General features: G+C 50.1%; 10 protein-coding genes. 2 read left to right on the top strand and 8 right to left on the bottom strand.

Translation table 11 applies throughout. From position 1 onward, the window contains the following. Window positions 1–39 precede the first annotated feature (39 nt). From ACIQY3_RS28170 to ACIQY3_RS28150, 5 genes are all read right to left on the bottom strand, one after another. Window positions 40–2,286 (bottom strand): type VI secretion system tip protein VgrG, encoded by a 2,247-nt coding sequence (locus tag ACIQY3_RS28170; protein WP_403026318.1) that lies wholly within the window; start codon window positions 2,284–2,286, stop codon window positions 40–42. 376 nt (window positions 2,287–2,662) lie between these two features. After that, a complete protein-coding gene (locus ACIQY3_RS28165; protein WP_403026315.1) occupies window positions 2,663–3,136 on the bottom strand; it encodes a hypothetical protein in 474 nt (157 codons plus the stop codon). Between the two features lie 16 nt (window positions 3,137–3,152). After that, window positions 3,153–3,509, bottom strand: coding sequence for a DUF6527 family protein (locus tag ACIQY3_RS28160; protein ID WP_403026313.1), 357 nt, complete (start codon window positions 3,507–3,509; stop codon window positions 3,153–3,155). Then, window positions 3,506–4,906, bottom strand: a complete 1,401-nt coding sequence (locus tag ACIQY3_RS28155; protein ID WP_403026311.1) for a HesA/MoeB/ThiF family protein — start codon at window positions 4,904–4,906, stop codon at window positions 3,506–3,508. Before ACIQY3_RS28155 ends, ACIQY3_RS28160 begins: the two co-directional genes overlap by 4 nt. After that, the gene (locus tag ACIQY3_RS28150) at window positions 4,903–6,006 is read right to left on the bottom strand and encodes a multiubiquitin domain-containing protein (protein ID WP_403026309.1); all 1,104 of its coding nucleotides are present in this window, start codon (window positions 6,004–6,006) and stop codon (window positions 4,903–4,905) included. The genes ACIQY3_RS28155 and ACIQY3_RS28150 overlap by 4 nt, the downstream gene beginning before the upstream one ends. Window positions 6,007–6,151: 145 nt before the next feature. On the opposite strand from ACIQY3_RS28150, the gene ACIQY3_RS28145 reads away from it, so the two are divergent. Together ACIQY3_RS28145 and ACIQY3_RS28140 are read left to right on the top strand one after the other, a co-directional pair. Further along, window positions 6,152–6,466, top strand: a complete 315-nt coding sequence (locus ACIQY3_RS28145) for a helix-turn-helix domain-containing protein (protein WP_403026306.1) — start codon at window positions 6,152–6,154, stop codon at window positions 6,464–6,466. Between the two features lie 6 nt (window positions 6,467–6,472). Further along, window positions 6,473–7,360 (top strand): ImmA/IrrE family metallo-endopeptidase, encoded by an 888-nt coding sequence (locus ACIQY3_RS28140; protein WP_403026304.1) that lies wholly within the window; start codon window positions 6,473–6,475, stop codon window positions 7,358–7,360. Window positions 7,361–8,134: 774 nt separating this feature from the next. Here the strand turns inward: ACIQY3_RS28140 and ACIQY3_RS28135 are convergent. The 3 genes from ACIQY3_RS28135 to ACIQY3_RS28125 form a co-directional block, all read right to left on the bottom strand. After that, window positions 8,135–9,361, bottom strand: coding sequence for a hypothetical protein (locus ACIQY3_RS28135; protein WP_403026301.1), 1,227 nt, complete (start codon window positions 9,359–9,361; stop codon window positions 8,135–8,137). Window positions 9,362–9,467: 106 nt separating this feature from the next. Next, window positions 9,468–11,483 (bottom strand): hypothetical protein, encoded by a 2,016-nt coding sequence (locus ACIQY3_RS28130; protein ID WP_403026298.1) that lies wholly within the window; start codon window positions 11,481–11,483, stop codon window positions 9,468–9,470. Window positions 11,484–11,489: 6 nt separating this feature from the next. Next, window positions 11,490–12,446: a hypothetical protein gene (locus ACIQY3_RS28125; RefSeq protein WP_403026296.1), complete on the bottom strand. Its 957-nt coding sequence runs from the start codon at window positions 12,444–12,446 to the stop codon at window positions 11,490–11,492. Window positions 12,447–12,642 lie beyond the last annotated feature (196 nt).

Genomic DNA, 12,642 nt, shown 5'->3' with positions numbered 1-12,642 from the left:
GTGCACCCCTGTGGTGCCTGTGGTTGGACAGTAGCCATGTTATTCGCCCTCCGAGTTGGCGTTTCGATAGTCCAGACTCATTTCTCTGGGCGCACTCTCACCAGCCCTGATCAATGGTTCCAATGGCTCAGGCTTACGGACAGGTATCATAAGGTCAACTTCAGCTGGATCGCTGCTATGCACCAAGAAAGTCTTGCCTTCATCGTTCGTATAGCCCGTCAGACGGCTCCCGTCGGCACGTTTGAGGGTGTAGGGAGTGCCGGTAAGGGGTTCGCCCGTTTTGTCGTCCAGCAAGACGTAGCGAGCCTTATGGCTACGTGGAGCCCCTTGTAGTAGCTGACCGGGCCGATCCTTGTCGGCAGCACCCGGTAACAACGGACCGAGAATCTTGAGACCCGAACCTGAACCTGGTCCGCCACCCGAATTGACCTTGACGTTCGCCCCGCTGATCGTCACGCCGCCCGCATCAACCTTGACGAAACTACCCCCTGCTTTCGCGGTCAACTCCATGCCACCTTCCACTACGACCTTTTCGCCAGCGTGGTAGTGAATTTCCTGACCTGCTTCGATGAACTGACCCGTACCGACTTTGACGTGTTGGGTCTGGCCGACAGTCAGGTGATCATCGGCACGCGCTTCGGTTTTGCGGTCGGTGTGGGTGATGCGGTGTTCTTCAACTTTGAATTCGCTGAGAGTGTTGGCTTCAACCGTATCGTGACGTTCGTTGCCTACGCGAATTTTCTGGTCATGTTCGATGTTTTCGTCCCAATCGCGCTGGGCATGCAGGAATATCTGCTCCTGACCTTTTTTGTCTTCAATGCGAAGCTCATTGAAACCCTTGCCGCCCGGTGAGCTGAGTGTTTTGAACACGGTGCGGGTTTTGTTGGCCGGCAGATCGTAGGGGATGATGTTCTCTTTGTGAAACAGGCAGCCTGTGACGAGTGGCTGGTCGGGGTCTCCTTCAAGGAAGGTCACCAGTACTTCCATACCGATGCGAGGGATCGCAATGCCGCCAAACGAGGCACCCGCCCAGCCGCTGGCCACTCGTAGCCAACAGCTGGTGTTGTCATCAGCTTGACCTAAACGGTCCCAGCGAAATTGCACCTTGATTCGACCGTATTGATCACAGTGGATATCTTCACCCTTGGGGCCGGTGACCACGGCGGTCTGACTGCCCAGGACCTTGGGTTTTGGATGGTCAAGCGGCGGTCGATAATTGGCAGTCCACGGCGTCGCCAGAAAGCGGTTGCGGTAGCCCTGGTGGAAGTCGTCCTTGTTGTCAGTAACATCGCTGGTGATCGATTCGCCGAGTACCTGTGGCTGCTTGCCTTCATGGATCACTTCCAGCAGTAGCCAGAGGTCGTTCCATTCATCGCGGGGGTGATCACTGAGTGGTAAAAAGTGTCCGGTGATCAGCGAAGACTCATCACCTTTACCTTCGGCCAGTTGGTAATCGCTGCGGTGCCGTTCAAGTGCACGGGTCGCCAATTGCTTACCACGTTCGCGATGGGTGAAGCGACCAGGGTAGTCATAGTCTTCCAGGTCTGGCAGGAAGTCGCTTTTGGCGGTACCTTCGGGTAGCAGACGTGGCTTTTCAAAGTCATAGTCGCGGCGACTGACCCGAGTGGTACGGGTTTCCAGTCGCAGGTTGAAGCGGTTAATTACCGGCTTCTCTGCGGCCATCCCAGAGTCTTGCAGGTAGGCCACGGGCGCCAGTTTGCGAAACACCGTCTGGTCATCACCAAACACCAGCTTGTGCCCTTGGGAGCTGTGCTGGAAGTGGAAGTGGATGCCTTCTTCTTCACACAGACGCTGGATGAAATGCAGATCAGATTCGTTGTACTGGGTGCAGTAGATACGTTCGGGATAGATTGCGCCGAGTTGAAAGCTGTAGGCATCGGAAAGAATTCCGCGTGCTTCTAATACCTGGGCGATGATTTTCGGTACGCTAAGGTGTTGGAAAATTCGTTGGTCGCAGGTGTGAAGCAGGTAACTCAGTTGCGGCGTCAAAGTGATGCTGTAGCGCGTCAGACGCTTGCCTGAGTCACCTTGGGCTACACGGTATACCACCCCGTGGACCATGCCCTTTCCTGTGGCCCCAAAGGTCAGGTACGCCGTTTTGTGCAGTAGTTCTTCGAGCTTGAGGTCGGGTCGGGGGCTGACCAATTCAATGTCAAAACTGTACGGCTGATTGAGGGCTTCGCGACCGACGAAACTCAGAACTTGAAGGTCAGTGGATCCACCTTCAAGGGTCAGGGAAATGTGCGTTGCATTCGCGTCCAGCATGCCTTGATCCAATCCATGAATATCGGCTTCTGATGGTGCAGGAATGCATAGCTGGCTTCAATGCTTGCATAGTGAAGAATCGAAAAATCAGATTTTTCCTACAGGACCAGTGTTGTTGTCGTTCGACGTCCGGTTTACGAAATCTTGAATCAGCTCAACAAGATCACATCCAAGCACGTTACATAGGTCGTGAATCTGGATGATATCCAACTGGCGAGCGCCTCGCTCCACGTCGCTCATGGCCGATTTCAGCCTGTCACAACTGACTGAAGTCGACCCATAGCTGCCCTTCGTGAGGGGCTGCTGACGGGCAAGCGCGGACTTCCAATATTGTATGCGAATGCAGGAGAGATTCACTGGCTAGTTAAGGTCGAGCTCATGTGCGATGGGTGCGCCTCTTAACGACCGTCTGCTGGACTATCCGGCGATTAATCTTCTCCTTCCATGCCAACTGGTTTGCTGAGAGCTTTCGGCTTCGCATAGTTTGAAGAAGAAAGCTGTACTCCTTTTCGCTGTAGAGATAACCCATCTTCCAAGCATGCTCGATCAAGTCGCGGTTCGCATTCGCCTTGAGGTCGCCCGCGATGCGCTTGAGACCCTCAAACAGATTGCCGGTATCGATCTGGAGAAAGCGGTTAATACAGACGTTACCGACATAAGTTTGATTGCCATTCACACTGTTCCTGATATAGCAGTGTTCTTTTATGTCCTGACCACAGGGGCACTGATCGAAATCCTCAGTCACCTCGACAGCCGCAAGCTTCCACTCTCGACGCGCCACATCGAAACTGTTTGAGACGGAAAGGTTCAAGATGTGAGCTTTTAGCTTCACGAAATTTTGGCTGTCCACAGCAGTATCTCCTGTCCTAGCCTGTTTTACCGCACCAATGAATGCGTCCCTTCCTGATCCAAAAATGAGAGCGACATCCTGTAGTTCTCCAGATGGACGGATGTAGGGTTGGTCTGTTTTCAGCATCCACAGAAAGAGTCCAACTCTGCCTTGCCTCCTTGATCAGTGCTACCTCAAGGACATCCCCACAGCCACACGGGCACATAAATCCAGCTGACCAGCTTTCTCCATCATCAACCAGATGGATCAGCTGATTCGGGCGGATGTATTTCGGTAGAGTGTCGCCTTTGACTCGGTAAGTGCGGAGCTCCGTTTCAAACCATCCAGAGGCAACCTTCCGAATTGCTGCCCAAATCCGAACCAGCCAAGTCATTGTTCGCCTCTCAGAGAGGGTAGACCCAGTAGAGGTTCGCTTAGGCCAGAACCCAGTGTTAACGATTCTTTGGCGGCAAAGTCAGCTTCTGAAAAGTACTCGAACTCCTTCTCGGCCAGACTAAACATGGTTCGTGCACAGCGACTATTTCCATCCAGGCGATATGGGTAGAGCCTGGCTATCAGCTCGTTAACAACCATGCTTGCGGCCTGCATGTTAACGGTGATCACTGACGGAGCTTGCTCTAGACTGCCGGGCATATAGCCGGCCTTCACCTGTTCTGCATGGGCCGCAGGATCCCGTCGAGCTAACTCTTCCGCTCTCAGGGACGCTGGGGTATAGACCTTGCGGTCGAGTAAGGTCGACCCACCAGGCTGCACGTAGTCGACCCGACCATGGACATCGAGAATTGCGAGCTTGCCATTTTTGTCTCGGCGCACCGGAATGACTACTCCAACATCAAAGAGCGGCATCATGAACGCGGCGCCAATTGCATCGCAGATAAAGCGCCCCTCTTCACTGTCTACGCAACAGAACAGGATATCGGCCTCGGCCACAGCAAGAACTGCCTCCCTTGTAGCGACCGAAGTCGACACGCATTGCAAGCGCATGTCAGGTCGAAAGCCAGCCACGGCCCTACGGAGCACGTTCACTTTCAACTGACCAGTAAGAGCATCAGCGACTGTGGAGTTGATGATCCGATTGAGGTTCCGATCTTCGACCTGGTCGAAATCAACGACTACCATTCCACCGAAGCCAATACGCGCGAGCTGTTCTGCAGCAATGCTGCCAGTGCCTGAGTAGCCAATTACCGCTGCAGCAAGCCTGCCCAACTCTGATCGCATTTGTTCTGAAAAAGCCATTGGGCGCTGCAAGGGCTGGTCGTCATCACTCCAGAAGAGATGGATATCGTCCCCATACACCGCTACCAAATTGATCGGTTCCATCTGATGGTTGCAGTCAAATGTCCGGGCTTTGATGGCCCCTCCCGGCACTATGATCGCGCTCCCATGAACCACATCTGAATGATCACCTTGCTCGAGATTGGCAAACACCTGAGGTATGACCAAGGCATCAGATTCCGAGTCCGCAAGGGAGAAATCGTAGAATCCTCCTGGGTGGGAATGGATTAGTACGAGTGAAAGGCCTTCAGGTTCCGCTAGGTCGAGCGCCTCAAGCAGGCTTCTTCCAGACCACTCAAGATGGTCATGAACTCGACTGCACTGGCCATAAGGAACTAGCACTGCCTCCTTACACAATAACTTCAGTCTTTTATCTGTTTGCATACGCTTGCAGAGTAAAATTGCCGCTGCTTCCAGACCGTCAGGTGGAAGAAGGTGTTGTTGAAGGCGCGCATGCAGCGCGCCTGTCAATATCAACGTCGTGTTAGCACTCATTGCCCTAGCTCCCGGGCAATGGACTCGTCGACCAGCCCCATGTGTGAGATCACAGAATCGCGCACGGGAGACCACTGCCCTGGATTTCTGTGGCGAGACCAGCGCTGGAATTCCTCTCCGTTTACCACCTGCCGATGTTCAGTTTGCGCAATCTGGCCACCGCTTTTCAAAGTCAGCGGCGGGTTGCAATAGAACATGTCGATCTCTGCGGCCGGGTAGTTCTGCGGAATTTCTATGGCCAGGCAGGTGCTTGTTTGGAGATATCCCTGCGGCACTGGGTAGTCCCGGATCAGCAACCAACGTCTGCCATCATCAACTGTTTCCCAAACCAGCCCCCGAGCATCCAGATAGGTCTCGTCTTTAGCCAGCAATACGAAATTCCGCCGCATGGAACACGCGACTTCGCCGTTATTGATCGTGTCAGAGAGGAGCTGAAGGCGCTCAATGCCAGGCTTCGTCAGGTCAATGCTGTCCGCCAAACCGACTTCGCGCTTGGGCTCGCCACGCACCTTCAGACGAATGATCCACCCCTGGTCCGGATCGATCCCGGCCAAGATCAGAGCATCGCGAACGATAATCTGTGGCTCAGACGACTCGACGATTACCCCGTGTACATCCAGTTTCCATTTGCGCCGGCGAGTGTAAATACGCTCAACCCCTGGAGCCAGGAGATCAACAACATCTCCCTTCTCCAGTTGCAAATCAGGCTCATCGCGTCGTTCCAGCCACAATTCCATCGTTACTGGCACACGACCAACCTTACGAACGTCCTCTGTGCTGAGTGGGCCTGCCCAGTCAAAGCGTTCGTCGTTCAACATGAAGTAGAAAACCCCATCTGCTTGCATCGCTAAAAATTCCGCTACCTGTTCGTTGCGAGGTAACGGGATGGTTTCGTCGAGGCCAAGCTCTTCGGTCGGCCCGTGTTCTGGCCAGCTCAAAAGTGCGTACTCTGTAGTAGGCTGCAAGTCAGCCGCAGCCAGAATCTGGCGAGCTGTAGGCGTCCAGTCGTGAACACCTACAAGCTCGCCATTAATTTTTACTACGGCGGAGCGGCTTGCGTTCGACTGATGAGATGGCTCGAGAGGAAGGTTGGTAGTCATTGCCTTGTTCTCCATCTAGATACTTTTTTGTTCGGTGGGACCGAACGACAGGGCCACAATGCTCCGCTCCGTTGTATCTGTCAACAGGTACAAATTCGTTCGTTATAATGGTATGGTGGTCGACCCACTTACGAAGGAGACACCCGTGGCATCACCCCTTGGAGAAAAAATTAACGGCAGGAGGCGGGATTTAGGCATGTCGCTGGAGCAGCTGGCGGCTCTTACCGAGTCGAGCAAAAGCTACTTGTGGGAGCTAGAGAATCGCGACAAGCCAAACCCGTCCTTAGACAAGGTGACCAAAATCGCAATGGCGTTGGGTCTATCGCCAGAATCGTTGCTAGGCTCCTCCTCTCCAGATCTGGCAGTAGAGGCGGACAAAGAGTTCTTTCGCAAATACCAAGATCTGGACGATAAGGACAAAGAGCGGCTTCGGAAAATGGTCGACGATTGGTGGAGCTGACTTAGCATGGCCATTACCCCTAAGAGTGAAGCGATTCGTATATCTCGAGTTTTGGAGCAGGTGTTAGGGGGTGACCGCTTTCCGGTCGACATTAGGGGGTTAGTGCTTGAGTGGTCGTCGCAGGCCTGCCCCGACCAGCCAATTCAGGCCATCAAACCAGTTCCACTACCCACATTTGAAGGCATGCTGGTTAAGAGTCCTAAAGGTGATGGGTGGATAATTGGCGTTAATGAGGACGTTGAGTCAGAAGGTCGAGTTCGCTTCACAATTGCCCACGAGTTTGGGCACTACATGCTCCATCGCGAACGCCAATCTCGCTTCAATTGCTCAAATGAAGACATGCACTCCTGGGATCCCCATGGGCGTGAAATTGAGGTCGAAGCCGATACCTTTGCATCGTATTTGCTGATGCCGCTCAACGATTTCCGGGCTCAGGTAGATGGGCATCCGTTCTCGATGGACTTGCTTCGTCACTGTGCAGATCGATACGGTGTTTCAGTTACTGCAGCAGCCTTAAAATGGCGTGAGGTAGCACCGGGTAGAGTTATCGTCCTATCAGCCAAAGACGGCTTCCTTGATTGGTCCTGCTCAAACGAACGGGCATTCCGATCTGGTGCTTACTTCGCCACTCGGAAAGAAACCATTGAACCTCCCGCTCAGTCAGTACTGAACCGTGCAGTGCGATCAGCGACTGGTACGTCCGGTATCATTCCTGCGAGCGCCTGGCTTTCTCGAGAATCAGCAGAGCTTGAAATTGAAGAGCATGCCTTTGTAATCGAGGGTAGTAAGTTCGATTACACGCTAGGTGTTTTGATCCTACCTGACATCGAAAGACATCTCATGGACGAAGATGAGCTGCTATCGCCGTTAACTGGAATCCCCTCGTTTCGATAAAGGTATAGGCTTCGCCGGCTATAAGCGAATGACCGCTTCTGGCCGTTCTCTGCCGATCATGGTTACAACGCGTGCTGGTCAAATCCGATGCAATCGCTGGTTAGAACGAATGCAAGTGACTGGTCAGGTCGAATGCAAACGGATGGTCAAGTGGAGCGCAATTTTGCAGAGAGTGCACCGACTGCAAGAAGTTTGGGTAAAGCTTCTCGTTTAGGCAAGACTACTAACGCAATGGAGCGCTTAGCGTGTTCGCCCACTGTAAATAATTATGCAAGCGCAGCAATACCAATTTTGGCCACCTGTGCGCCCTGTGTTAGCGCTGACGGGATCTGACATAGCCTGCCGGGATTCATTAACCCACCCGAATACTCAGCAGGCGATGGTCTTGTTTGAGATTTCAGTGCCTGCATATAGCTCAGTCAACATCAGCATCCTGGGTCAAATTCATGTCAGCGGAACACACAAGCATTCAGGCGGTCCATATAGGGTCATTTACGGCTGTCTCGATGATGGGATAGACCTTTCACTAGGCTATTACTCGAAGTTATCGGAAGTACTAAAGACCAATAAGCCGCAATATGTAATGCCGAAGATCGCGATGAAATTTACGAAACCTCAGTTGTACGCCATGATACTGCTTAGTGAGGCGGCCTATTAGCTATATGGCGATTCACATGTCTTATCCCTTTCATCAAAGCATACTGACCATTCATAATGGCCGCCTGGTTGCCCCCTCACTCCTTGCGGATCTCAGCTGGATAAGGAAGCCTGTAGCTACTTATCACGCTCTATTAACCGCTGAAGCGACGCAGTGAGACTTTCCACGGTGGGCGCCTTGCGTGGCTCTCTTAACTTTATCACGTCGCCACTATTTACAGATTTTTTTACGTGACTGCCTTCCAATGCTTTTACTGCATTTTTCTCTTTGAGAGTGAGTGAAGATCTAACCAACTGTTCAGACACGACCTCGTCTCGCTTTTTCTCTGAGGACGCTGTAAACGCTAGGGCTGTGGATTGAGGAAGCGCCAGCGGACACCATAAGTCAGCCCTTCCACTTTTCCCTGTAATGTTTTGACGACAGATGATTTCCACGTCCACCTTATTTACCACATATTCAGTTGACTGGTACGCAGACTTTAGATCATGCAAACCAATATGAACCGCCCCCCTAGCTCGAGAGTGCTTGTAGGCGATCCCCAGAAGCAAAATACACAGACGCTTGATGCCCGCGGTATACACATGAAGAGTTTCGCAGAAAGCATCTATTTCAATATTAATTGCCCCACTGGACACCCTAACGCACTCCTCAACATACTTGCGCCAACTATCATCACCCAATAAGTCTGGCAACAAGATTCTTGGATTCACCATTAAGCGTTGCCGATCCTGCTGGGGGCGTCCTAGTAGCTTTTGAAGCATACTATAATTAGCCACATACAGCATAGGCACACCCAAAGTTGACAGGTTCAGTAATGCCTCAGCCAATTTAGCGCTCGCGTCTCCACTTGTATAAAATTGAAATTCATCAGCAACAAGCAGTGAAACACCTTCTCGAAATGCTTTTTTTCTACAGTATGCCAGCACCTGATCAACTGTCTTTCTTCTGTTTTCACCTTGTTTTTCCGGTGGTAAGAATTTGGTCAGCATCGGAATAATGCCTTTCTTATCTTTTACATTAATCTCCCACATGGAGGTAAACGCCATATCCGAAACGCCGGGCCCCGGGTCGAAAGTTCCATTCACTGGCATTAAACGCCGAAGAGCTTTAATCAGTTGGCTTTTACCTACTCCTGCCACTCCAGACAGGCACAAGGGAAACACATCAGAATACTCCCCTGAATAGATCCCCCGAAGATAGGCATCATTACTGGGATATGAGCCCGTAGAATGACGCAATGCTATTTCAAGCAGCTCACCGATTAAACCGCATGCAGACTCACTGGGAATATAGATAGCTCTCAATGTATCCACAAGTGAAGCCGAAGCCATGTTGGCGGACATAGTCTCAAGACCACAAACTGGATCAGGTTTAACAATACTGGCTTCGCGAATATCACGTAAGCTTGTATATGGTGAAAACCTGTCAATTAGTCGGGTGCTCCCCATCCTAAGACTTCCCGCTCAAATTCCGTTTTAAATCAGCAACCTCTCGCTTATATCCATCGCCTTTGGAAGGAACACCCTCCTGAAGCTTTACGGCACCGGATGCTTTCCCCGTCGCCGCCTCAAATTTTTGATCGTAATAACTGGCGACTGCCGGCTTGCTCTGCCTTAGCTTTGAATGAGTTACTTTCAAAACATGCTCCTCGGCACACAGGTCAGCCAATGAAACATACAATTGACTGGTATCATCGCGGATCGGCAAGAGAGCATCAAGCTCATACAATCGGCCATTTATTTCGACCCATAAATGCCGGACACACATCTCTAAAAGATATGCATCCACCTCAACACCGTCGCTCTTCCCAACGCCATCAAATATCCCTGTCTGCTGAAGCTCTACCGAGTTAAATCGTCGATGATGGAAGTAAACCGCATCTTGCCGCAAAGAAACTTTAATTGGTTTCAGAAAATTCCTCACTGCCTCCTCAAAACTCATTGGGTAAGCGTCCGTACGCGCTCGCGAATCCAAAAAACCATAGATACCGGCAGGAGTAGTGCTTACCCCATGGTTTATCATCTCTGGAGTACATCTAGCAGTGGCATCAGAGGTCCAATTACTCTCTACTAAGTCTTTTATCTCGTTCTTTGCCATCTGAACGATATTCAAATTACTCTGCCTGTATTTTGGCCGTCCTTCTATAGATTTAACTCGAGGATGAGAAGACTCGATCGAAGCCTTGGATTGGCCGGAGTATGAGGGAGGGAGACCTCGCGAGTTGATCCATTTGCAGTCATCGAATAGATCTTTAGCAGCGCCAGGACCTCGATCAACTATAATATTTGTGGACAATCCAGTGCTTTGCCAATCGTCATCGTCTAAATCACTCATTCCAAAAATCCTAAAAAACTCTGACTTCTTGATTGCCATCGAAAACAACGCCATTAGGTACCCACTCATATCTTCCTTGTCGAAGGAGAACCCTATACCAACGAGATAGCCGGACACACTGCAGACCGCTCTAACAACACAGAGAGGATCCATAACGTTTCCTTCTATAAGCCCAACAGGTCGTGCCTTGCTGTAATAAGCGTCTAATTCAACCCGTTGCAAAAGATTAGATAGCCTTTCTGAGAACTTACCTACACTCCCACTGATCTTTGTTCGTACTGCCTCCTCCCCAAAACTCAGTATTTGCCGAGACTTTTGAGAAAAGCTCTTTGTGACGTGATATCTAAACTGCGGAAGACTTGGAAAAGGTTTACCCCCCTTCTGAATATATTTAAACTCACCCCTTGACACCACAATTGATTCACAGCCAAACACGCTACACACTACCTGCCCATATATTTTCTCCATACTATTTAATGACTTACTATACTGAGCATACCCCTTAGTAATCATATCCAACATTTCTTTTGTCACTCCGTATTCCTGCCCTCCTTCATGCAATGGTTTTCTACCGAGCTTTTTCACTTTGGAAACCTCCTGTCGGTCCCAATGACCTATGTTTGAGAATTTCGGCATCAACGACCAAATATTTCTACCAAATAATATATATGTATAGAACCAAAGCCTAATTCGCTTGGCATGTTGAGCGGGACTTAATTCTCTTGCATATTTATTGAGCCTTGAGTCCAAACCAGGATCACTTAAACCTCCTTCAAATGATTCTAACGCACCAGATATGTACATAAACCGATGAACAACTCTATCTGCGTATGAAATAACTTTTGACTTTCGTTGCCTCTCAAGCTGGTAAAAATTTGTTCCTTCGTAATCACGAAGCCATGGAGGGAGGCTCCATTGTTTTTCAGCACCAACTATACGCCCACTCAAAAGCCCATTTTCAAAATCCAAGGCGCTCATCGAGAGCAAAATTGATTTCGGTTCCTTTCCTAATGAAAAGAAAACCAAATTTACGCGCATTAGCTCCTGATTATTTGATAAAAAATAGTACGTTTCACCAGCAAGAAGTCCGTTATACCCGCGCTCACTTACCAACTGCATTCCAACGTTCATATTTTCTTACTCGGTAAACAGATACTGATAAACACTCAAAACATCCCGCTTCTCCTCTCTCATGGGCTTATCAACAAGTACCGGATCAAAGAGGCTAACTCTCAACTGGCGCGTCCAGACCGCATTGTAAAACACACGCAATAAATGCTCTCTGTTGGCATACATTAGATATCGATTAATTATAGAAAAAGGAGTATCACTCTTAACAACACCAGAATTCAGGTCTTCTATCAGGTCCGCAACTAAATTTTTCGCAAGAGGTATCGACCTGTGGTGCCATGAAAACAACAAATCCAAGTTAACTAGTACCTGCACATCGAGTTCATCCGGCACCACCCTTACTGTTCGTATTCCTGCACCTCTGTAATAGCGCTCTTCTAATTCGTGCCTAAATTCAGCAGCAAGCATATCCTTTTTCTTCTTCAAAGGGCCTTTTACCTTTCCGTAGTCCTTTTCTGAAAAGTCTTCACGATATTTTTTCACTGTCCAATTGACACAATATGGATAATTTTCGCCCCCCATACAGAAAAGCAAAAGATCGCCTATATAAGGAAACGCCATCCTTTCCCCACCTTCACTCTTAGGCAAATGAAATCCATGATGCCAACTCACATCGCCCATTCGTTCGCATACTTTCAATGTCCCCTCAAAACTTTTAAGCAGCATTCCAGCGCTCGCTTGATGACCATACAAGGGGTGCTCCGAGGATGTCGCCCACAGCATTTTTTGCTCATGTAGATCAAAAACAGAAGGGTTATAGAGAGCTAACAGTGCGGCCTGTTTCTCGGCAGAGGATAGAAGATGCAGCGATCGACCTAACCGCTCACTTCTCATTATTGTTGCCCAGGAAATACGGGGCGCCTCGAACTTCGTAGCCTGTATGGCTGGAGTATAATCGGCCCCAAACATCCCTGTTTTCTGACGGGCATATATCTTCAATAGATTATTTAAGTTGGCTTTCATCTCGTTATGCCTCGAATACCCACGATGCACATCCCGCCCGCACTTTTTTTCGTGCACAGCAGCTTCTTTCCGCCTGATCACCCGTGGGTTTACAGGCCGAACAATTTCATGGACGTATGGGTATACCGCCGGACTTGACGTCCGCCGCTCAGAGACACAGAATGGAGTTATCAGGACGCAATCTGATAGCTCCACG

Source organism: Pseudomonas sp. NPDC096950, assembly GCF_044762525.1.
Lineage (GTDB): Bacteria > Pseudomonadota > Gammaproteobacteria > Pseudomonadales > Pseudomonadaceae > Aquipseudomonas.
Note: the sequence above shows the minus strand (reverse complement) of the source record. Positions and strands in the feature narration are given on the sequence as shown.

Bases quoted from the DNA above. Each gene is read 5' to 3' on its own strand.
- ACIQY3_RS28170 (WP_403026318.1), bottom strand. From the start codon at position 2,286: ATGCTGGACGCGAATGCAACGCACATTTCCCTGACCCTTGAAGGTGGA.
- ACIQY3_RS28160 (WP_403026313.1), bottom strand. From the start codon at position 3,509: ATGACTTGGCTGGTTCGGATTTGGGCAGCAATTCGGAAGGTTGCCTCT.
- ACIQY3_RS28155 (WP_403026311.1), bottom strand. From the start codon at position 4,906: ATGAGTGCTAACACGACGTTGATATTGACAGGCGCGCTGCATGCGCGC.
- ACIQY3_RS28150 (WP_403026309.1), bottom strand. From the start codon at position 6,006: ATGACTACCAACCTTCCTCTCGAGCCATCTCATCAGTCGAACGCAAGC.
- ACIQY3_RS28140 (WP_403026304.1), top strand. From the start codon at position 6,473: ATGGCCATTACCCCTAAGAGTGAAGCGATTCGTATATCTCGAGTTTTG.
- ACIQY3_RS28135 (WP_403026301.1), bottom strand. From the start codon at position 9,361: ATGTCCGCCAACATGGCTTCGGCTTCACTTGTGGATACATTGAGAGCT.
- ACIQY3_RS28130 (WP_403026298.1), bottom strand. From the start codon at position 11,483: ATGAACGTTGGAATGCAGTTGGTAAGTGAGCGCGGGTATAACGGACTT.
- ACIQY3_RS28125 (WP_403026296.1), bottom strand. From the start codon at position 12,446: ATGAAAGCCAACTTAAATAATCTATTGAAGATATATGCCCGTCAGAAA.